15 protein-coding genes and 5 tRNA genes are annotated in these 20,045 nt (G+C 70.9%); 11 read left to right on the forward strand and 9 right to left on the reverse strand.

What is annotated here, in order from left to right; genetic code table 11:
- Positions 1–8 precede the first annotated feature (8 nt).
- The 4 genes from ACLGIH_RS17565 to purM all read left to right on the forward strand — a co-directional run bounded on the left by ACLGIH_RS17565 (position 9) and on the right by purM (position 4,395).
- Positions 9–806: a maleylpyruvate isomerase family mycothiol-dependent enzyme gene (locus ACLGIH_RS17565; RefSeq protein ID WP_416526187.1), complete on the forward strand. Its 798-nt coding sequence runs from the start codon at positions 9–11 to the stop codon at positions 804–806.
- Between the two features lie 73 nt (positions 807–879).
- A complete protein-coding gene (locus tag ACLGIH_RS17570; RefSeq protein ID WP_416526188.1) occupies positions 880–1,677 on the forward strand; it encodes an META domain-containing protein in 798 nt (265 codons plus the stop codon).
- 62 nt (positions 1,678–1,739) lie between these two features.
- The gene (gene purF / locus ACLGIH_RS17575; protein WP_416526189.1) at positions 1,740–3,266 is read left to right on the forward strand and encodes an amidophosphoribosyltransferase; all 1,527 of its coding nucleotides are present in this window, start codon (positions 1,740–1,742) and stop codon (positions 3,264–3,266) included.
- Between the two features lie 43 nt (positions 3,267–3,309).
- Positions 3,310–4,395: a phosphoribosylformylglycinamidine cyclo-ligase gene (gene purM, locus ACLGIH_RS17580; RefSeq protein ID WP_416526190.1), complete on the forward strand. Its 1,086-nt coding sequence runs from the start codon at positions 3,310–3,312 to the stop codon at positions 4,393–4,395.
- Between the two features lie 70 nt (positions 4,396–4,465).
- Here purM and ACLGIH_RS17585 read toward each other — a convergent pair whose 3' ends face one another.
- On the reverse strand, positions 4,466–4,720 hold the full coding sequence (locus ACLGIH_RS17585) for a DUF3073 domain-containing protein (RefSeq protein WP_416526191.1): 255 nt from the start codon (positions 4,718–4,720) through the stop codon (positions 4,466–4,468).
- 306 nt (positions 4,721–5,026) lie between these two features.
- Complete coding sequence (locus ACLGIH_RS17590) at positions 5,027–6,121, reverse strand: Leu/Phe/Val dehydrogenase (RefSeq protein ID WP_416526192.1); 1,095 nt, start codon at positions 6,119–6,121, stop codon at positions 5,027–5,029.
- A 233-nt stretch (positions 6,122–6,354) separates the two neighbouring features.
- On the opposite strand from ACLGIH_RS17590, the gene ACLGIH_RS17595 reads away from it, so the two are divergent.
- Positions 6,355–7,200, forward strand: coding sequence for a DUF8083 family protein (locus ACLGIH_RS17595; RefSeq protein ID WP_416526193.1), 846 nt, complete (start codon positions 6,355–6,357; stop codon positions 7,198–7,200).
- 530 nt (positions 7,201–7,730) lie between these two features.
- Positions 7,731–7,937 carry a developmental transcriptional regulator BldC gene (bldC, locus tag ACLGIH_RS17600; RefSeq protein WP_003949541.1) on the forward strand — a complete coding sequence of 69 codons (207 nt, stop codon included), beginning with the start codon at positions 7,731–7,733 and terminating at the stop codon, positions 7,935–7,937.
- Positions 7,938–8,358: 421 nt separating this feature from the next.
- Here the strand turns inward: bldC and ACLGIH_RS17605 are convergent, their stop codons facing one another.
- The 7 genes from ACLGIH_RS17605 to ACLGIH_RS17635 all read right to left on the reverse strand — a co-directional run bounded on the left by ACLGIH_RS17605 (position 8,359) and on the right by ACLGIH_RS17635 (position 15,212).
- Positions 8,359–8,565 carry a DUF6274 family protein gene (locus ACLGIH_RS17605; protein WP_416526194.1) on the reverse strand — a complete coding sequence of 69 codons (207 nt, stop codon included), beginning with the start codon at positions 8,563–8,565 and terminating at the stop codon, positions 8,359–8,361.
- A 402-nt stretch (positions 8,566–8,967) separates the two neighbouring features.
- Positions 8,968–9,042, reverse strand: a tRNA-Asp gene (locus ACLGIH_RS17610).
- A 93-nt stretch (positions 9,043–9,135) separates the two neighbouring features.
- Complete coding sequence (gene hrpA / locus ACLGIH_RS17615; protein WP_416526195.1) at positions 9,136–13,080, reverse strand: ATP-dependent RNA helicase HrpA; 3,945 nt, start codon at positions 13,078–13,080, stop codon at positions 9,136–9,138.
- A gap of 103 nt (positions 13,081–13,183) precedes the next feature.
- Positions 13,184–13,257 (reverse strand) — tRNA-Phe (locus ACLGIH_RS17620).
- A 24-nt stretch (positions 13,258–13,281) separates the two neighbouring features.
- Positions 13,282–13,356: transfer RNA gene (locus ACLGIH_RS17625), tRNA-Asp, on the reverse strand.
- A 50-nt stretch (positions 13,357–13,406) separates the two neighbouring features.
- Positions 13,407–13,479 (reverse strand) — tRNA-Glu (locus tag ACLGIH_RS17630).
- 80 nt (positions 13,480–13,559) lie between these two features.
- On the reverse strand, positions 13,560–15,212 hold the full coding sequence (locus tag ACLGIH_RS17635) for a metallophosphoesterase family protein (protein WP_416526196.1): 1,653 nt from the start codon (positions 15,210–15,212) through the stop codon (positions 13,560–13,562).
- A gap of 96 nt (positions 15,213–15,308) precedes the next feature.
- On the opposite strand from ACLGIH_RS17635, the gene ACLGIH_RS17640 reads away from it, so the two are divergent.
- The 5 genes from ACLGIH_RS17640 (at position 15,309) to ACLGIH_RS17660 (ending at position 20,034) form a co-directional block, all read left to right on the forward strand.
- Positions 15,309–15,659 (forward strand): metallopeptidase family protein, encoded by a 351-nt coding sequence (locus tag ACLGIH_RS17640; protein WP_416526197.1) that lies wholly within the window; start codon positions 15,309–15,311, stop codon positions 15,657–15,659.
- Between the two features lie 85 nt (positions 15,660–15,744).
- Positions 15,745–16,305, forward strand: a complete 561-nt coding sequence (locus tag ACLGIH_RS17645) for a hypothetical protein (protein WP_416526198.1) — start codon at positions 15,745–15,747, stop codon at positions 16,303–16,305.
- Positions 16,306–16,587: 282 nt separating this feature from the next.
- Entirely contained in the window at positions 16,588–18,735 is a 2,148-nt protein-coding gene (locus tag ACLGIH_RS17650) for a DEAD/DEAH box helicase (RefSeq protein ID WP_416526199.1), read from the forward strand.
- Positions 18,736–18,842: 107 nt separating this feature from the next.
- Positions 18,843–18,915, forward strand: a tRNA-Lys gene (locus ACLGIH_RS17655).
- A gap of 258 nt (positions 18,916–19,173) precedes the next feature.
- Positions 19,174–20,034: an SCO2400 family protein gene (locus tag ACLGIH_RS17660; protein ID WP_416526200.1), complete on the forward strand. Its 861-nt coding sequence runs from the start codon at positions 19,174–19,176 to the stop codon at positions 20,032–20,034.
- Positions 20,035–20,045: the final 11 nt, after the last annotated feature.

Genomic DNA, 20,045 nt, shown 5'->3' on the forward strand with positions numbered 1-20,045 from the left:
TCACCTCCATGCCCCCGGCCAAGAAGCGCACCCGCAGCTACGACCCCGTCAGGACCCGTACCGCCGTGCTCGCCCAGTTCGGCAACGTACGGGCAGCCGTCCGCACCCTCACTCCCGAACAGCTGGCGCTCCCCACGCGGCTCGGCGACTGGACCGTGCGGGAACTGGTCGCGCACGTCGGGATGGCGCTGACGGCCGTGGACCGGCTGCTGGCCGAGCCCGAGCCCGCGCGGCAGGACGGCAGACTGCTCGACTGGCCGTCCGCCATCGCCGCCGACGCACCCGCCATCGCCGGCACCGCCCGGCGGTCGGCCGCAGACCACCCCGACCTCGACGCCCACCTCGCCGACGTCGAACGGCGCTTCGCCGACCGCCTCGCCGCACACCCCGGCAGCCGGCTGCTGCCCACCAGCGCGGGCGCGCTGCCGCTGGCCGACTACGTCGTCACCCGGACCGTCGAACTCGTCGCCCACACCGACGACCTCAACGCCGCCGTGCCCGGCCTCGACGTGCCCTACGACCGGCAGGCGCTGGCCGCCGCCACCCGGCTGCTGGCCGACGCGCTCGCGGTGAAGGCGCCCGGCGGCTCGACGGAGGTGCGCGTTCCGCCGTACGCCGTGGTGCAGTGCGTCGAGGGCCCCCGGCACACCCGCGGCACCCCGCCCAACGTCGTCGAGACCGACCCGCTGACCTGGGTCCGGCTGGCGACCGGCCGGCTGGCCTGGAAGGACGCGCTCGACCGGGCGAAGGTCAGCGCGAGCGGGGAGCGCGCCGACCTCGGGGAACTGCTGCCGATCCTGGTGTGAGCCGAGAGGGAGCGAGGGCGCACGAGGGCGCACCGAGGGGGAACCGATCCTTCCCCGCCTCCGTCGAATCGGCATGTACAGGCAGAAGCGGCAGAACCACCACATCACCCTGACCGCGGCCGTCGCCGCGCTCGTCCCGCTCGCTGCGGCCTGCGGCACCGAGAAGGCGGACGGCGGCAGCGGCGCGGTCGGCGACGGCGGTCCGACCGTGACCGGCGTCCACTGGAGCGTCGACAGCGTCACCGTCGACGGCAAGACCCACCGGGCCCCCGAGGACGCCCGCGTCCGCATCGGGGATGGCGGCCGGGCGGAGGGCAACTTCGGCTGCAACACCTTCAGCGCCAATGCCGAGGTCGAGGGCGACCGGGTCCGGCTCAGCGACGCCGTGTCCACCGAGATGGCCTGCGACGACACGCCCATGGCCTTCGAGGAGACCCTCGCCCGCACCCTCACCGCGGGCCCGCTCACCGCCGAGGCCGAGGGCGACCGGCTCACGCTCACCACCTCCGACGGCGACACCGTCCGGCTGAGCGAACAGCCGGACGCCGCGCTGTACGGGACGAAGTGGACCGTCACGACCCCCGCCGGCCAGGACGGCGGGGAGGCGCACCTGACCTTCGACAAGAAGCAGGGGACCGTCTCCGGCAGCCTCGGCTGCAACCGCGTCAACGCCGAGGCCACGGTGCGCGACGGCCATATCACCCTGGGCGCTCCGGCCACCACCCGGATGGTGTGCGAAGACTCACTCATGGACATCGAGAAGCGGTTGCTGAGGCTCTTCGACAACAAGATCGATTACCGAATCGATCAGCAGACCCTCACGCTGACCAGCCCGAACGGCACCAGCGTCCGGGCCGTGGCCGGTCAGTGAGGCGCTGAGGGCGGCGGATCCCCAATTCGGACCAGTGGTCGATCTCGCCTACACTCGGTGGCGTGCCACGTGGTGACGGTCGACTCAATCACGATCTGCTCCCCGGTGAGAAGGGCCCCCAGGACGCATGCGGCGTCTTCGGTGTCTGGGCTCCGGGCGAAGAGGTCGCAAAGCTCACGTACTTCGGGCTCTACGCCCTCCAGCATCGGGGCCAGGAATCCGCGGGAATCGCGGTCAGCAACGGCTCCCAGATCCTCGTCTTCAAGGACATGGGCCTGGTCTCCCAGGTCTTCGACGAGACCTCTCTCGGTTCGCTCCAGGGTCACATCGCGGTCGGTCACGCCCGCTACTCGACCACCGGCGCCTCCGTGTGGGAGAACGCCCAGCCGACCTTCCGTGCCACCGGGCACGGCTCGATCGCGCTCGGCCACAACGGCAACCTCGTCAACACCGCCCAGCTCGCCGAGATGGTCGCCGACCTGCCCAAGCAGGAGGGCCGCACCCCGCGCGTCGCGGCGACCAACGACACCGACCTGCTCACCGCGCTGCTCGCGGCCCAGGTCGACGAGGACGGCAAGCCGCTGACCATCGAGGAGGCCGCCCACGCCATCCTCCCGCAGGTCAAGGGCGCCTTCTCGCTCGTCTTCATGGACGAGCACACCCTCTACGCCGCCCGTGACCCGCAGGGCATCCGTCCGCTGGTCCTGGGTCGGCTGGAGCGCGGCTGGGTGATCGCCTCCGAGTCCGCCGCCCTGGACATCTGCGGTGCCAGCTACGTCCGCGAGATCGAGCCGGGCGAGTTCGTCGCCATCGACGAGAACGGCCTGCGCACATCGCGATTCGCGGAAGCGAAGCCCAAGGGCTGTGTCTTCGAGTACGTCTACCTGGCCCGCCCGGACACCGACATCGCCGGCCGCAACGTCTACCTCTCCCGGGTCGAGATGGGCCGCCGCCTGGCCAAGGAGGCCCCGGTCGAGGCCGACCTGGTGATAGCGACCCCGGAGTCCGGCACCCCGGCCGCGATCGGCTACGCGGAGGCCTCCGGCATCCCCTTCGGCAACGGCCTGGTGAAGAACGCCTACGTCGGCCGGACCTTCATCCAGCCCTCGCAGACCATCCGCCAGCTCGGCATCCGGCTGAAGCTGAACCCCCTGAAGGAAGTCATCAAGGGCAAGCGGCTGGTCGTCGTGGACGACTCCATCGTCCGCGGCAACACCCAGCGGGCCCTGGTCCGGATGCTCCGCGAGGCGGGCGCCGCCGAGGTCCACATCCGGATCTCCTCCCCGCCCGTGAAGTGGCCGTGCTTCTTCGGCATCGACTTCGCCACCCGCGCCGAGCTCATCGCCAACGGCATGAGCATCGAGGAGATCGGCACCTCGCTGGGCGCCGACTCCCTGGCGTACATCTCCATCGACGGCATGATCGAGGCGACCACCATCGCCAAGCCGAACCTGTGCCGCGCCTGCTTCGACGGCGAGTACCCGATGGACCTGCCCGACCCCGAGCTGCTCGGCAAGCAGCTCCTGGAGACCGAGCTCGCCGCCGGTCCCGCCGCCACGGCCGCCGCCGACGCCATCCGTCGCCCGTAGCCGTCCGCGTTACCTGCCGTACGACACGAAGGTTCTCAAAGCCATGTCCGAGACAACTGGTGCCAGCTACGCAGCGCCTTCTTACAAAACAGCAGGTGTCGACATCGAAGCGGGCGACCGCGCCGTCGAGCTGATGAAGGAGTGGGTGAAGAAGACGCAGCGCGCCGAGGTCGCGGGCCTCGGCGGCCTGGGCGGCTTCGCCGGCCTCTTCGACGCCTCCGCCCTCAAGCGTTACGAGCGCCCGCTGCTCGCCTCCGCCACGGACGGCGTCGGCACCAAGGTCGACATCGCCCGCCGGATGGGCGTCTACGACACCATCGGCCACGACCTGGTCGCCATGGTCATGGACGACATCGTGGTGAGCGGCGCCGAGCCGCTGTTCATGACCGACTACATCTGCGTCGGCAAGGTCCACCCCGAGCGGGTCGCCGCCATCGTCAAGGGCATCGCCGAGGGCTGTGTGCTGGCCGGCTGCGCCCTGGTGGGCGGCGAGACCGCCGAGCACCCGGGCCTGCTCGGCGAGGACGACTTCGACGTCGCCGGTGCCGGTACGGGCGTCGTGGAGGCCGACCGGCTGCTCGGCGCGGACCGCATCCGCAAGGGTGACGCGGTCGTCGCCATGGCAGCGTCCGGTCTTCACTCGAACGGGTACTCACTCGTCCGGCACGTGCTGCTCGACCGGGCCGGCCTGGCCCTGGAGAGCCACGTGGACGAGCTCGGCCGCACCCTCGGCGAGGAGCTGCTGGAGCCCACGAAGATCTACTCGCTGGACTGCCTGGCCCTCACCCGCACCACCGAGGTGCACGCCTTCAGCCATGTCACCGGCGGCGGGCTCGCGGCCAACCTGGCCCGCGTGATCCCCGACGGCCTGCACGCGACCGTCGACCGCTCCACCTGGACCCCGGGCCCGGTCTTCGACCTCGTCGGCCGGACCGGCCAGGTCGAGCGCCTGGAGCTGGAGAAGACCCTCAACATGGGCGCCGGCATGATCGCGGTCGTGCCGCAGGAGTCGACGGACGTGGCGCTGGTGACGCTGGCCGACCGCGGCGTGGACGCCTGGGTGGCGGGCGAGATCACGGACCGGGGAGACCACGCCACGGGCGCGACGCTGGTCGGTGACTACGCCTGACCGAAGTGCGGGCAGCACAGAACCCGGTCGGTGACATCACGTCACCGACCGGGCAGTGTCCAGTACTAGGTCAAGCGCCGCGACGATGTCGCGAGGACTGGCCGTCCTCGTCCTCCTCGTCGTCGTCCTCGTAGAGGTCGGCGTACCGGGAGTACAGGTCGTCGTCGTCATGCTCATCGGCCTCGAAACGGTCGCCGTTCGGCGACTGGTTCGATGTCGATGCGCCCAGCTCCTCGGCCAGGCGTGAGAGGTCCGTCCCACCGCTGTTGTACTTCAGCTGGCGGGCGACCTTCGTCTGCTTGGCCTTGGCCCGGCCGCGCCCCATGGCTCGACCCCCTCAACGACGGGGCTCGACGGCCCCAGAGTCTTGACACGCGTTCATGGTCCCGAACGGGCTCTCCGTGGAGAGACCGGTCCGTAGGGCTTCCACGGTACCTGAGCCCGCGCCCATACGGTACGTCGCCCGCATGACGTGCCCGCGCCCAGGACCGCCGAGGCACCCCGTCCTCGCTGGTCAACCGCGATTTTAACCACTTATGGACGGTCGACCCGCCGGAAGAAGTGAGAGTTGTCTCCAACTCCGCCGGCGGGTACCGGCCGGACCTCGCGGCCCTCGGGGCCCCTTCCCCGATCAGCGCCGGCTACGCGCCTCCGCCATCCGCTGCTCGGCGATCCGGTCGGCCGCGGCGGCCGGCGGAATACCGTCTTCCTTCGCACGTGCGAATATGGCCAGCGTGGTGTCGTAGATCTTCGCGGCCTTCGCCCTGCACCGGTCGAAGTCGAAGCCGTGCAGTTCGTCCGCCACCTGGATGACCCCGCCGGCGTTCACCACGTAGTCCGGCGCGTAGAGGATCCCGCGGTCGTCGAGGTCCTTCTCCACGCCCGGGTGGGCGAGCTGGTTGTTGGCCGCGCCGCAGACCACCTTGGCGGTCAGCACCGGCACGGTGTCGTCGTCCAGCGCCCCGCCGAGCGCGCACGGAGCGTAGATGTCCAGGCCGGCGGTGCGGATCAGGGTGTCGGTGTCGGCCACGGCCAGCACCTCCGGATGCCGATCGGTGATCCGCCGGACGGCGTCCTCGCGCACGTCCGTGACCGTCACCCGGGCGCCCTCCTTCAGGAGGTGCTCCACCAGGTGGTGGCCGACCTTGCCGACGCCCGCGACACCGACCGCGCGGTCGCGCAGCGAGGGGTCGCCCCACAGGTGCTGGGCGGAGGCCCGCATGCCCTGGTAGACGCCGAACGCGGTGAGGACCGAGGAGTCGCCGGCGCCGCCGTTCTCGGGGGAGCGGCCGGTGGTCCAGCGGCACTCGCGGGCCACCACGTCCATGTCGGCGACGTAGGTGCCGACGTCGCAGGCGGTGACGTAGCGCCCGCCGAGCGAGGCGACGAAGCGGCCGTAGGCGAGCAGCAGCTCCTCGGACTTGATCCGCTCCGGATCGCCGATGATCACGGCCTTGCCACCGCCGTGCTCGAGGCCGGCCATGGCGTTCTTGTACGACATCCCGCGCGCGAGGTTCAGCGCGTCGGCGACGGCCTCCGCCTCGGTCGCGTACGGGTAGAAGCGCGTACCGCCGAGGGCGGGGCCCAGAGCGGTGGAGTGGACGGCGATGACGGCCTTCAGGCCGCTGGCCCGGTCCTGGCAGAGCACGACTTGCTCATGACCGCCCTGGTCCGAGTGGAACAGCGTGTGCAGTACATCAGCAGGTGCGCCGGTTACGTCGGTCACTGTGGTGACTCCTGAGTAAGTAGCGGCGGGTGGGAGGCGGCTCCCGTGCGGGTGGCGGGGGCCGTGGCACGAGATTAGAGCCTGGGGGTGCCTGCCCGCCGCACAGTGCTCAGGATCACCTCCGCACGGAGTACGCCCGTGCGACGATTTGCAGAGATTCCCGCCGTTTGTGAGCGGGTCCGTGAACGGGGCCCGGCAGGTTTTCGGACCGGCGGGCGGGGGAGGGAGCAGGCGTGCCCAAGGTGTCCTCGGTGATCGTGCCCTACGCCGCGTACCTGCGCGTGTACGAGCCGCTGGCCGCCTTCCCGGAGCCCGAGCGCGGCCACTGGGAGCGCTACGCCCGCCGCACCGACCTGCCCGGCTACCAGGACGAGCTGCGCCGCTCCCTGGCCGACCTGCTGCCCACCCCGCCGGTCGCGGTACCGGTGCACGAGAGCGGGGACGCCTTCGTGACGGAGGTCGACGGGGTGGTCTGCGTGTGCCCCTGGCGCACCCGGCTGCGCGGCTGGCAGGCCCTGGCCGAGCTGGCGGAGGACTTCCCCGCGCCGGTGCTGGACGCCGTCCTGCCCCCGGTCGTGCGCCGCCAGGCCGCCCAGGACTACGAGCGCTGGCTGGAGCGCAACCCCGACGCCCGCCCGTGGATCCGCACGTCGACCTGGCAGGTGCCGATCAACTGGTTCGTGCTGGTCTCCGACGAGGAGCGGGAGTACGACAAGGGCGGCGGGGACGGGGCGGCGCCGGTGCTGCGCTACCGGACGCCGATGGTGCAGGCCCGGCGGCGGGTGGCGCGGGGGCTGCGGGCGCTGAAGGAGGCCATGGACGAGGGGCCGCTGATCGACGGCCTGGTGGACGTGGGGCGCTGGCTGGAGGAGTTCCACCCCCGCTCCCTCGTCGAGCTGGACTACGGCGGGCTGGTGCACGCCCTGCCGGCCGGTGAGCTGGAGGACGACCACTCCGCGGCGGACGTGGCCGAGGGTATCGAGGCCCTTCGCCACGGTGACGGGGCGACGGCGGGGGCGGCGTACGGACGGCTCGTGGAGCGGTGGCGGTCGGTGCGGGACCGACGGTCGGCGAACTGATGTTTGACGTACCGCACGTTTTGAGGTTTTGTCTTGCGCTCCGAGGCTGGTTCGGCGGCTCGTCGGTGGGGTCGTTCGACGCGCGTCGACGTTCACTGATGCTTTGTCAACAAGGGACGTAGGTCCCGATCCGGGCTTAAGTGTCAAGCGTGACGGACCGCACGTACCCCACTCTTGCGCCGCTTGCCACTCCTCGTGCCAAAATAGGACAAGGAGCCCGGGGAGGGCTCCAGCCTTGCACGCTTTGGGGGGTCTGGTGACTCCTGATCGCGCTGTGACTGATCGTCACAGTGGCGTGACTGTCCGTTATGGCATGGTCCATCGGCTTCCGTCGCTGATGAACACCTGGGAGGGCAATTCCATCGGTTTGGCCGACGCGGCTGGACAGATGGTGTAGTTGTAGTGCCGAGGACAAGCCGTTCGTCCTATAACCGACTCGACTCGCGTCCGCCATTTCGGGCAACGCGGGTCAAGGTGCAGAATTTAGAGGAAAGAACCGAGAAGGTTCGGTTCTCCCGAGGAGGCCGCTCATGACCGCTCGCACCCCTGATGCCGAGCCGCTGCTGACCCCGGCTGAGGTCGCCACCATGTTCCGCGTCGACCCGAAGACGGTCACGCGGTGGGCGAAGGCCGGCAAGCTTACGTCGATCCGCACGCTCGGCGGGCACCGCCGCTACCGCGAAGCCGAGGTCCGCGCCCTGCTTGCGGGCATCCCGCAGCAGCGCAGCGAGGCCTGAACAACTGCATAACGGGGCGAAACGGCGGGTCCCCCAGCCTGCTCGACCGCCCGAACCACAGCTCCACACGACGCGGGTTCTGCCCCAACAGACCCGGATGCGTCGTCGATCGCGTCGGACTCCGCCGGGTCCGACGCGATCTTTTTGTGCCTGGTGACGGCTTCGCGGGGCCCTCTGTGCGCGAGCCTGTCGGAGTCTGGGGAGGGCTGTCGGATCGGCTGTGGGACGGCTCCCGCGACAGTGCAATTGCACATATTAAATTGACCAGTTGTAGGAGAGGAGTAAGTGCCACCGTTTCAAAAATTCATGCGGTGACACCCGTCACACGTCACGGCGCTTGTTGTCGTCGGTCCGGGTGCGCTAATGGAGGCTCGCGTTCCACCTGCCCGCTGTCGTACGGGTGTTGGGGCGGGGCGAGGGATCACGGGGATGAGGGGCGCTCGCCCTCGACGGCCTCCAGGGCCTCCTGCCGGCTCTCCGGGGGCTGCGGGGCGGGGGAGTCCAGCGCCAGCCGCAACAGGCGGTGGCAGATCGGGCAGTGCCGCATCAGATGGCGGTACGACGACGCGGCCGACAGGTGCGCGCGAAGCAGCGCCCGCGTCTCGTGCCTCGCCGATGCCGTCGCCATACGCCACCTCCGTCGGCCCACACGGGGTGCGGGGCCCTGCTTTTGGAGTACCGAGTGAATGTGACGCCGTCAAGGCCGCGGGAGGGCACCTGAGGGCGCACAGGGCCGCGGGAGGGCGCCCGGGGTGGTGGGCAGGGCCAGAGGTCCGGGCGGGCGAGCGCACCACCGCGACAGGGTGGCGAGTGTTGTGCGGTGTTGGGGGTGGGTGGGTGCATGCGGAAGGCCCGCACCAAGCGGTGCGGGCCTTCTTTGCTGCGGTCCTGACGGGATTTGCTGTGCCCGGTTGCGGCTGCGCCGCGGGCGCGGTCTCCACCTTGGCAGGGTGGCGAGTGTTGTGCGGTGTTGGGGGTGGGTGGGTGCATGCGGAAGGCCCGCACCAAGCGGTGCGGGCCTTCTTTGCTGCGGTCCTGACGGGATTTGAACCCGCGGCCTCCACCTTGACAGGGTGGCGAGCACTCCAAACTGCTCCACAGGACCAGGTTTTGCGGCGCTATTCGTGCGGTGCGCTGCGAGAAGAGACTCTACAGGAGGGCGGGCCCCCTGGCGAACTCACCCTCTGTGCCGCGCCCGTTACGGGACCGCCGCGTCGATCGCCTTCACGATCCGCTTGTCGGAGACGGGGTACGCCGTGCCGAGCGCGTGGGCGAAGTAGCTGACCCGCAGTTCCTCGATCATCCAGCGGATGTCCAGGACCTGCTGCGGAACCGGCCGGCCCTGCGGCATCTGCTCGAGCAGCCACGCGTACTCGTCCTGCATCTCGTGCACCTTCGCCATGCGCGTGGTGTCCCGCTGGACGTTCGTCGGCATCTGCTGGAGCCGCCGGTCCGCGGCGATCAGATAGCGCATCAGGTCCGGCAGCCGCTTCAGCCCCGCCTCGGTGACGAAACCGGGCTTCACGAGCCCGTCCAGCTGCTTGCGGACGTCCTGGAGGTTCGGCAGCAGTGCCGGGCTGCGTACGGCCTTCAGGCGCCGCTCACACGCCTGCCAGGCGGCCAGCACCTGCTGTACCTGCCCCACCGCGCGGACGGTCGTGTCGACGATGTCCGCGCGGACCTTGTCGTACAGCTTCCGGTACGACTCCTCGTCCCACGCCGGGCCGCCGAAGTCCGCGATGAGCCTGTCCGCCGCCGCCATGGCGCAGTCCTCGAACAGGGCCTGGATCGAACCGTGCGGGTTCGCGGACAGGCCGAGCTTCTGCTGGTTGGACAGTTTTTCGGACGCGAACTTCGCCGGGTTGACCGGGATGGTGCGCAGGATCAGCCGGCGCGTGCCCTTCCACATCGCCCGGGCCTGCTCGGCCTCGGTGTCGAAGAGGCGCACGGAGACCGTGTCCCCGTCGTCGACCAGCGCCGGGTACGCCTTGACCGGCTGACCGGCGCGGCGGGTCTCGAAGACGCGGGTGAGCGTGCCGATCGTCCAGTCCGTCAGGCCGGTGCGCTCCAGGGACTCACCGCCCTGCCGTGAGGCGGTGGCCGCCGCGGCCTGCGAGAGCGCCTTGCGCGCCTTGGGCTTGAGCCTGAGCTTCAGCGCCTCCAGGTCCTTGTCCTCGGCCAGTTTCCGGCGCCGTTCGTCGACGATCCGGAACGTGATCTTCAGGTGGTCGGGGACCTTGGACCAGTCGAAGTCCTCCGCCTCGAACGGCACGCCGACCATGCGCTTCAACTCGCGTGCCATGGTCACCGTCAGCGGCTCCTGGAGGGGGACGGCCTGGTCCAGGAACGCCCTCGCGTAGTTGGGCGCCGGCACGTAGTTGCGGCGGATCGGCTTGGGCAGGGACCGGATCAGCTCCGTGACGACCTCTTCCCGCAGGCCCGGGATCTGCCAGTCGAAGCCCTCGTCGGTGACCTGGTTGAGCACCTGGAGCGGGATGTGGACGGTCACGCCGTCCGCGTCCGCGCCCGGTTCGAACTGGTACGTCACCCGGAACTTGAGCGGACCCTGACGCCAGGAGTCCGGATAGTCGTCCTTGGTGACCTCGCCCGCCTTCTCGTTGATGAGCATCTCGCGCTCGAAGTCGAGGAAGTCGGGCTGCTCGTGGCGCTTGCGCTTCCACCAGGAGTCGAAGTGCGCGCCGGAGACGACGTGTTCGGGGATCCGCTGGTCGTAGAAGTCGAAGAGGGTCTCGTCGTCGACCAGGATGTCCCGGCGCCGCGCCCGGTGCTCCAGCTCCTCGACCTCGGTGAGCAGCCTGCGGTTGTCGGCGAAGAACTTGTGGTGGGTGCGCCAGTCGCCCTCGACCAGCGCGTGCCGGATGAACAGCTCGCGGCTGGCCTCCGGGTCGATCCGGCCGTAGTTGACCTTGCGCTGGGCGACGATCGGTACGCCGTACAGCGTGACCTTCTCGTAGGCCATCACCGCCGCCTGGTCCTTCTCCCAGTGCGGTTCGCTGTAGGTGCGCTTGATCAGGTGCTGGGCCAGCGGCTCGACCCACTCGGGCTCGATCTTAGCGTTGACGCGCGCCCACAGGCGGCTGGTCTCCACCAGCTCCGCCGACATCACGAACCGCGGCGGCTTCTTGAACAGCGCGGAGCCCGGGAAGATCGCGAATTTGGCGTTGCGGGCGCCCACGTACTCGTTCTTGTTGCCGTCCTTGACGTCCTTCATCCCGACGTGCGAGAGAAGACCGGCGAGCAGCGAGACGTGGATGCGGTCGGCCGGGGCGTCCTGGTCGTCGATGTGGATGCCCATCTGCTTGGCGACCGTGCGCAACTGGGTGTAGATGTCCTGCCATTCGCGGATGCGCAGGAAGTTGAGGTACTCCTGCTTGCACATCCGGCGGAAGGACGACGAGCCGCGCTCCTTCTGCTGTTCCCGGATGTACCGCCAGAGGTTGAGATAGGCGAGGAAGTCGCTGGTCTCGTCCTTGAAGCGGGCGTGCTGCTGGTCGGCCTGGGTCTGCTTGTCGGCGGGGCGCTCGCGCGGGTCCTGGATGGACAGCGCGGCCGCTATCACCATGACCTCGCGGACGCAGCCGTTCTTGTCGGCCTCCAGCACCATCCGGGCCAGCCGCGGGTCGACGGGCAGCTGGGCCAGCTTGCGGCCGGTCTCGGTGAGCCGCTTGCGTACGTCCTTCTGCCCCGGGTCGAGGGCGCCGAGTTCCTGGAGGAGCTGGACGCCGTCGCGGATGTTGCGGTGGTCCGGCGGGTCGATGAAGGGGAACTTCTCGATGTCACCGAGGCCGGCGGCGGTCATCTGCAGGATGACGGAGGCCAGGTTGGTGCGCAGGATCTCCGCGTCGGTGAACTCCGGCCGGGCGTCGAAGTCGTCCTCGCTGTAGAGCCGGATGCAGATGCCGTCGGACGTACGGCCGCAGCGGCCCTTGCGCTGGTTGGCGCTGGCCTGCGAGATGGGCTCGATGGGCAGCCGCTGCACCTTGGTGCGGTGGCTGTAGCGGGAGATCCGGGCGAAGCCGGGATCGATGACGTACTTGATGCCGGGGACGGTGAGGGAGGTCTCGGCGACGTTGGTCGCCAGAACGATCCTGCGGCCGGTGTGCGGCTGGAAGACACGGTGCTGCTCGGCGTGGGAGAGCCGCGCGTACAACGGCAGCACCTCGGTGAACCGGTACTTCTTCTTTTCCAGCGCGTCGGCCGTGTCCCGGATCTCCCGCTCCCCGGAGAGGAAGACCAGGATGTCGCCGGGCCCCTCGGCCATCAGCTCCTCGACGGCGTCGGTGATCGCGGTGATCTGGTCCCGGTCGGCGTCGTCGCCGTCCTCCTCCAGCAGCGGGCGGTAGCGCACCTCCACCGGGTACGTCCGGCCGCTGACCTCGATGATCGGGGCGTCGCCGAAGTGCCGGGAGAAGCGCTCGGGATCGATGGTCGCGGAGGTGATGACGACCTTGAGGTCGGGCCGCTTCGGCAGCAGCTGCGCCAGGTACCCGAGCAGGAAGTCGATGTTGAGGGACCGCTCGTGGGCCTCGTCGATGATGATCGTGTCGTAGGCGCGCAGCTCGCGATCGGTCTGGATCTCGGCGAGCAGGATGCCGTCCGTCATCAGCTTGACGAAGGTGCCGTCCGGATCGACCTGGTCGGTGAACCGGACCTTCCAGCCCACGGCCCCGCCGAGCGGGGTGTCCAGCTCGTCGGCGACCCGCTCGGCGACGGTGCGGGCGGCGATCCGCCTCGGCTGGGTGTGCCCGATCATGCCGCGGACGCCGCGGCCGAGGTCGAGGCAGATCTTGGGGATCTGGGTGGTCTTTCCGGACCCGGTCTCGCCGGCGACGATCACGACATGGTGGTCGCGGATGGCCGCCGCGATCTCGTCCCGCTTCTGGCTGACCGGCAGGGCCTCGGGGTAGGTGACGGCGGGCACGCGGGCGCGACGCTCGGTGACACGCTGCTCGGCCCGGTCGACCTCCGCCTCGATCTCGGCGAGAACGGCGGCGCGGGCCTCCGGCTTGCGGATCTTCCGCGCACCCTCGAGCCTGCGTCCGAGCCGGTGCGCGTCACGCAGCGACAGCTCGGTCAGCCGGGGGGCGAGGGTGCCGAGGGCGGGGGCGGGGTGCGTAGACATACGGTCTCCAGGATCTCATCCCGGCGAAAAACGTGGCTAACGCTTTTGCCGTCACCCACTGACATGCAGAAACCCCCGCCGATGAGCTCGACGGGGGTCATTGTGGCTGGGGCCGGGGTCGAACCGGCGACCTTCCGCTTTTCAGGCGGACGCTCGTACCAACTGAGCTACCCAGCCATGGGGTTTCACGTGAAACCTCAGCGGTCCTGACGGGATTTGAACCCGCGGCCTCCACCTTGACAGGGTGGCGAGCACTCCAAACTGCTCCACAGGACCATGTGGGGTGTGTGCGAACCAGCGAACCAAGTGTCGCACACCGTACTGCGTGCCCCCAACGGGATTCGAACCCGTGCTACCGCCTTGAAAGGGCGGCGTCCTAGGCCGCTAGACGATGAGGGCTATCGGCCCGCCTGGGCGCTTCTCAGCGCGTCGGGGACGTGAGAAGCATATGGGATGGCGGGAGGTATCGCCAAAACGGTTTACGGAGCCGGCCGGGATCCGGTGGGTGAGGGGGTGGCCGGGGAGGGTGCACCCGGGGAAGAGGTGTCTGCGGAGGGGGTGCCCGTGGAGGGGCTCGGCGACGGTGACGGGGTGGCGCCCGGCTGGTTCTCCTTCGGGAGGTGGCGGCTCACCTCGGCCGTCGTCAGGCCCAGCCCGCCCAGTTTGATCTCGTCCCAGGCCTGGAGGTGGCGGCTGTCCCGGTCGAAGTAGAGGATCGATGCCTGGATCGGGTCCGGGTACTTGCCCTCGATCGCGCGCAGGCCGCTGCCGCCGGTCGAGCCCTCGATCCGCAGCCGGGTGCCGAACTCCATGACCTCCATGTCGTCGCGGTGCACATGGCCGGCCAGCACCAGCGGCACCTCCCCGTCGACCTCCCGGGCCGCCGGCGGTTCATGGACGACGGCCACGTCCACCGGGGTGCCCGCGGCGCGCTGGTCGCGCAGGGCCGAGGCCAGGCGGGCGCCGGCCAGTTCCTGGGAGGCCTCCGCCCCCGGCTTCCTGGTGCGGTCGGGGGTGAACTGCGGGTCTCCCATGCCGGCGAAGCGCAGGCCCGCAACGGTCGTGGCCCGGCCGTCGTCCAGGACGTGGGTGTTCTTCAGGCCCTCGATGTAGCGCTGGGTGCTCATCGAGTCGTGGTTGCCGCGGACCCAGACGTAGGGGGCGCCGAGGTCCTCGATCGGGTCCAGGAAGCCGTTCTCGGCGGCCGAGCCGTGGTCCATCGTGTCGCCGGAGTCGACGATCACGTTCACCCGGTACTGCTTCACCAGCGAGGCGATGATCTTCCAGCTCGCCGGGTTGAGGTGGATGTCCGACACGTGCAGGACGCGGATCGTGGTCGGGTCCGGCCGGTAGGCGGGCAGCGTCGAGGTGGCGTCGTAGAGCTTGGTCACGTTCGTCACCAGGCGCGCCAGTTCCTTCTGGTAGACGTCGAACTCCGTGACGATGCTGCGCGCGTCGCCGACGACGGAGGGTGCGGAGGAGAGCAGGCCGGAGAACTTCGGCTCCAGGACGGAGTCCGGCCTCCAGGTCGCGTAGGCACTGCCGCCGGAGGCGAGCAGCAGGGTGAAGGCCAGGCCGCCGGCGGCCAGCGCGCGGCGGGGCCGGCGGTAGACCGCGAGGCCCAGGGCCGTGGCGCCCGTGACGACGGCGATGCAGGAGCGGACGGCCAGGTCGAGCGTGCCGTGCTCCACGTCCCGCGCGACCTCGTCCTGGAGGCCGGAGAGGCGCTCGGGGTGGTCGACGAGGGCCTGGGCGCGCTCGGGGTCGAGCTGGTCGACGTTCACGTCCAGGCGGACCGGCGCGGTGTGGCTGTCCAGTTGGAGGGCGCCGAGCGGGGACACGTTTATCTTCGTGCCGCCGGTGAGGGAGGGGCGCAGGGTCATCGTCGTGTCCATCGGGCCGACCGGGGCCCGTACGTTGCCGACGACCAGCAGGCCCAGCCAGGCGCCGAGCAGGACGACGGCGACGAGTCCTGCGGCGCGGGGCAGCGGGTGGGGCCGGGCGGCCAGCTCGACCGCGGTGGGCGACGGCCGGGAGCGGCGGCGGGCGAGGGCGTGCGGGGCCCTACGGGGTCGTGGGGTCTTCCGGAAGCGGGCGAGGACGCGCTGGACTGCGCCGGGGACGCGGGACATTGGTCCCGTATGCCCATGCGTGCGGGCGGATATGCGGACGGATACGCGGGCGGCGGGCGGCGCCCGTGCGGCTGTGTCGTACCCGACAATGGGCGTGTGCTGGAGATGACGCGTGAGGAGTTCGAGGAACTGGTCGCCGAGGCGCTGGACCGTATTCCGCCGGAACTGACGCGGCTGATGGACAACGTCGCGGTGTTCGTCGAGGACGAGCCCCCGGCGGACGATCCCGAGCTGCTCGGAATCTACGAGGGGACGCCGCTGACGGAACGCGGGGAGTGGTACGCGGGGGTGCTGCCGGACCGGATCACGATCTACCGGGGACCGACCTTGCGCATGTGCGAGACGCGCGAGGAGGTCGTCGCCGAGACCGAGGTGACCGTGGTGCACGAGATCGCCCACCACTTCGGCATCGACGACGCGCGGCTGCACGCCCTCGGGTACGGGTGAGGAACCGGCGGAGCGGGGCGCGTGTCCTCCTGTGGGGGACGGGAGTTGGGCACGGCGACTCCTTGACCCCCGGAGGTGGCTGCCCGTGCGCCGCTTGTACGTACCTGTCCGTCTGGCCGCCACGGCCCTGGCCGTCGCCGCCGCCACCGGCTGCATGAGCGTCGGTGACGACGCCTCGGGCGGGGGAGCCGAGCCGTCGCGGTCCGCCGGGGAGCGGGGCGCCAAGGAGCCGGACGGCGGTTCCCTGATGCCCGGCGGCGCCGGGTACGGCGCGGCGGCGGCCGACGGCGGACACGGCGAGGGCGAGAAGGGCAAGGGGAAGGGCAAGGGCAAGGACGCGGACCGGAAGAAGGGCGAGGGCGAGGAGACGGACGGGAAGCGCGGCGCGACCGCGGACCCCTCGCCGTCGGCGGACGACGGTGCGGCCGCCCCGCCGAAGGAGGAACCGGCCCGGCCGGCTCCCCCGCGGACGGCGGCGCCGGAGCCCACGGTCACGGAGCCGCCCGAGCCACCCCCGGCCAAGGAGCCGCCCGCGTCCCCGACCCCGGAGCCGACTCCGGCCGAACCGTCGTCCTCGGCACACGAGCCCCCGGGGCCCCAGCTGGCCCAGCGTGAGCCGGCACCGGAGGCCGGGGCGCCGGCCTAGTGCAGGTGACGGGCCTCGGGACGGGCCCGCGGCTCGACGGCGGCTGCCGCCGGAGGACCGCTGTACGAGGGTCGTGGGCAGCTCGGTTTGCCTTTGAGGGCAGTGGGTGCGTATGGTGGTAGATCGTTTGATCCCATTTGCCCGGCGCCAACGCAGAGCGCGCCGTGTGGCGCGTACTCTCCCTTGCCGTGGTGGACCGCATCGAGGCGGTCGTTTTGCGAATTGCGAATCACGGAGTTGACGGGCGCGTGCCGACGAGACTCCGGAAGGTTTCGCATTCGCATGTCCATCACCAGTACTGATCACGTCGTCGTGCCCGAGAGCATCGAGGACACCCCCGAGGCCGTACAGGCTGCCGAGCCCACCTTCGCGGACCTGGGCCTGCCCGAGGGCGTCGTCCGCAAGCTCGCGCAGAACGGCGTGACCACCCCCTTCCCGATCCAGGCCGCGACCATCCCGGACGCCCTGGCCGGCAAGGACATCCTCGGCCGCGGCCGCACCGGCTCCGGCAAGACCCTCTCCTTCGGTCTGCCGGCCCTGGCCCAGCTCGCCGGCGGCCGCACCGAGAAGAAGAAGCCGCGGGCCGTCATCCTCACCCCGACCCGGGAGCTCGCCATGCAGGTGGCGGACGCCCTCCAGCCGTACGGCGACGTGGTCGGCCTGCGGATGAAGGTCGTCTGCGGCGGCACCTCGATGGGCAACCAGATCTACGCCCTGGAGAAGGGCGTGGACATCCTGGTCGCCACCCCGGGCCGGCTGCGCGACATCATCAACCGCGGCGCCTGCTCCCTGGAGAACGTGGAGATCGCCGTTCTCGACGAGGCCGACCAGATGTCCGATCTGGGCTTCCTGCCCGAGGTCACCGAGCTGCTGGACCAGATCCCGGCAGGCGGCCAGCGGATGCTGTTCTCCGCGACCATGGAGAACGAGATCAAGACGCTCGTCGACCGGTACCTGAAGGACCCGGCCCTCCACGAGGTCGACGCCGCGCAGGGCGCGGTGACGACCATGTCGCACCACATCCTGGTCGTGAAGCCCAAGGACAAGGCGCCGGTCACCGCGGCCATCGCCTCCCGCAAGGGCCGCACCATCATCTTCGTCCGCACCCAGCTCGGCGCCGACCGCGTCGCCGACCAGCTGCGTGAGGCCGGTGTGAAGGCCGACGCGCTGCACGGCGGCATGACCCAGGGCGCCCGGACCCGGACGCTGGCCGACTTCAAGGACGGGTACGTCAACGTCCTGGTCGCCACCGACGTCGCCGCGCGCGGCATCCACGTCGACGGCATCGACCTGGTCCTGAACGTGGACCCGGCCGGTGACCACAAGGACTACCTGCACCGCGCCGGCCGCACCGCCCGCGCGGGCCGTACCGGCACGGTCGTCTCCCTGTCCCTGCCGCACCAGCGCCGCCAGATCTTCCGGCTGATGGAGGACGCGGGCGTCGACGCCACGCGCCACATCATCCAGGGCGGCGCCGCCTTCGACGCGGAGGTCGCCGAGATCACGGGCGCCCGGTCGATGACCGAGGTCCAGGCGGAGTCCGCGGGCAACGCGGCCCAGCAGGCCGAGCGCGAGGTCGCCCAGCTCACCAAGGAGCTGGAGCGGGCCCAGCGGCGCGCGACCGAGCTGCGCGAGGAGGCGGACCGGCTGCTCGCCAGGGTCGCCCGGGAGCGTGGCGAGGACCCCGCGGTGGTGCTCGCCGAGTCGGTCGCGGCCGGTGCCGCGGTCGAGGCGGAGGTCTCGGTGCCGGAACAGCCGGGCGCGCGGGACGTGGAGAAGGCCGAGCAGAAGACCGAGCAGAAGAGCGACCGGGGCGGGCGTTCGTTCGACCGGGACCGTTCCTTCGACCGGGACCGCGGTGGCCGTTCCTTCGACCGGCGCGACGACCGCGGCGGATTCAACCGTGACCGGGACCGCGACCGCGACCGGGATCGTGGCTACGACCGCCGGGACGACCGTGGCGGCTTCCGCCGGGACGACCGGAACGACCGCGGCGACCGCGGTGGCCGTTCCTTCGACCGGCGCGACGACCGCCGTGACGACCGCCGTGACGACCGTGGCGGCTTCCGTCGCGACGACCGGAACGACCGCAACGACCGCAACGACCGCGGTGACCGTAGCGACCGTGGTGGCTTCCGCCGCGACGACCGCGGTAGCCGTTCCTTCGAGCGCCGGGACGACCGTGGCGGCTTCCGCCGGGACGACCGCGGTGGCCGTTCCTTCGAGCGCCGGGACGACCGGGGCGGCTTCCGCCGGGACGACCGTCCCGGTCACCGCGGCAGCGACCGCCCGTTCAACCGCGACCGCCAGGGCGACCGCCCCGGCTTCCGCTCCGGCGGTCACGACCGTCCGTACGGCCGCCGTGACGACCACCGCGGTTCCTCCTTCGGCCGTCGTGACGACAAGCCGCGCTGGAAGCGCAACGGCTGACGCCGAGGCATGACAGACGCCCGACGCGGCCGTGTCTCCGATACCCGATCGGAGACCCGGCCGCGTCGGGCTATGCTCGGGGTGGCACCATCACACGACACCGCTTTGGGCCCTTAGCTCAATTGGCAGAGCAGTGGACTTTTAATCCATTGGTTGTGGGTTCGAGTCCCACAGGGCCTACCGGTGGCAGGGGGAGGCGGACGGTCTCGACCTGCTGGTCAGCGTCCGGGTCGGCTTCGGCCGGCTCGGGCGCTGTTGCGTTTTCCGGGGCCCTGCGCGCGCGAACGGGATCCACGCAGGAGCGTCACACGGGCTGCACGCCGTCCGGCCAAAGTCTCGCTAGCGTTGCTGATCGCTCGATCCCCTGTGCGAACGTGGCCAGGCCGTGGCCCACGCGGGCCGACGGCGCGTCGACCCAGGAAGACCGGAACACCGTAGATGGACTACTGCTCTTCATGCCGTCGGCATCTCAACGGCGCCCTGGTGTGCCCCGGGTGCGGTGCCTACGCCCCGGACATCGCCCCGCGCCACAGCCGGCACGACAGTTCGGTCAGCGACGCGACGGAGGAGGCCGGGGTCAGCCCCGTCCGGGAAGTGGCCCCGCCCGGCCCGGTCGCCGACGTCGAGGAGGTGCCGCCGGTTCGGCGGAGCGGAGGCCGGGCGGCACGCCGTCGCCAGCTGGCCCGCTGGAAGAAGAACAAGCGCCGGGCGGCGGTCGCGAGCACCGTCGCCCTGTTCGGCGGGGGCCTGATCGTCGCCACGATGGACCGCAACTCCCCGGACCGGGCACAGGCGGCCGTGGCGCCGGACAACAGGACGATGGGGGGCGTGGGGGAGGAGGCGTCCGAGCAGCGCCACCCGGGGTCCGAACCGGCCACCGGGCAGCCCGCCGAACCCTCTCCGCCCTCGACGCACACGCCTTCCCTGCCGCAGCCGCAGCCGCAGTCGCCGGAGACCGCTGCAACCGATGCCGTCGGTGCGGCCGATGCCGCCCGGCAGCAGTCCTCCGGGGCTCCGGCCCGCACGGCGCCGCAGGTCGCCCGGCCCGAGGCCGTTGCCCCGGCCGGGTCGGCCGCGACGTCGGCCCCGCAGTCGCGGAGCGTCGCCCCGGCCGCCGGCGACGCGTCCTCCGACCGGCCCGCCGGTGAGACATCCGCCGACCGCTCCGGTACGACGGAGCAGGAGCCGTCGGCGCCCGCGACCGCCGACGGCACGGATCCGGGCACGTCCCGGACGGGCCCCGCACTGGTGACGACGTCGCCGACGGAGATCTGTCTGCTCGGGGTGTGCCTGGGCTGACCGCTCGCCCG

Origin of the sequence: Streptomyces hamibioticus, from assembly GCF_047946815.1 — a bacterium.
GTDB lineage: Bacteria > Actinomycetota > Actinomycetes > Streptomycetales > Streptomycetaceae > Streptomyces.

Excerpts from the sequence above, each read along its gene's own strand:
- ACLGIH_RS17605 (WP_416526194.1), bottom strand. The coding sequence starts at position 8,565 with ATGGCGACGGCATCGGCGAGGCACGAGACGCGGGCGCTGCTTCGCGCG.
- ACLGIH_RS17565 (WP_416526187.1), top strand. The coding sequence starts at position 9 with ATGCCCCCGGCCAAGAAGCGCACCCGCAGCTACGACCCCGTCAGGACC.
- ACLGIH_RS17570 (WP_416526188.1), top strand. The coding sequence starts at position 880 with ATGTACAGGCAGAAGCGGCAGAACCACCACATCACCCTGACCGCGGCC.
- ACLGIH_RS17660 (WP_416526200.1), top strand. The coding sequence starts at position 19,174 with ATGGACTACTGCTCTTCATGCCGTCGGCATCTCAACGGCGCCCTGGTG.
- hrpA (WP_416526195.1), bottom strand. The coding sequence starts at position 13,080 with ATGTCTACGCACCCCGCCCCCGCCCTCGGCACCCTCGCCCCCCGGCTG.
- ACLGIH_RS17650 (WP_416526199.1), top strand. The coding sequence starts at position 16,588 with ATGTCCATCACCAGTACTGATCACGTCGTCGTGCCCGAGAGCATCGAG.
- ACLGIH_RS17635 (WP_416526196.1), bottom strand. The coding sequence starts at position 15,212 with ATGTCCCGCGTCCCCGGCGCAGTCCAGCGCGTCCTCGCCCGCTTCCGG.
- ACLGIH_RS17585 (WP_416526191.1), bottom strand. The coding sequence starts at position 4,720 with ATGGGGCGCGGCCGGGCCAAGGCCAAGCAGACGAAGGTCGCCCGCCAG.
- bldC (WP_003949541.1), top strand. The coding sequence starts at position 7,731 with ATGACCGCTCGCACCCCTGATGCCGAGCCGCTGCTGACCCCGGCTGAG.
- purM (WP_416526190.1), top strand. The coding sequence starts at position 3,310 with ATGTCCGAGACAACTGGTGCCAGCTACGCAGCGCCTTCTTACAAAACA.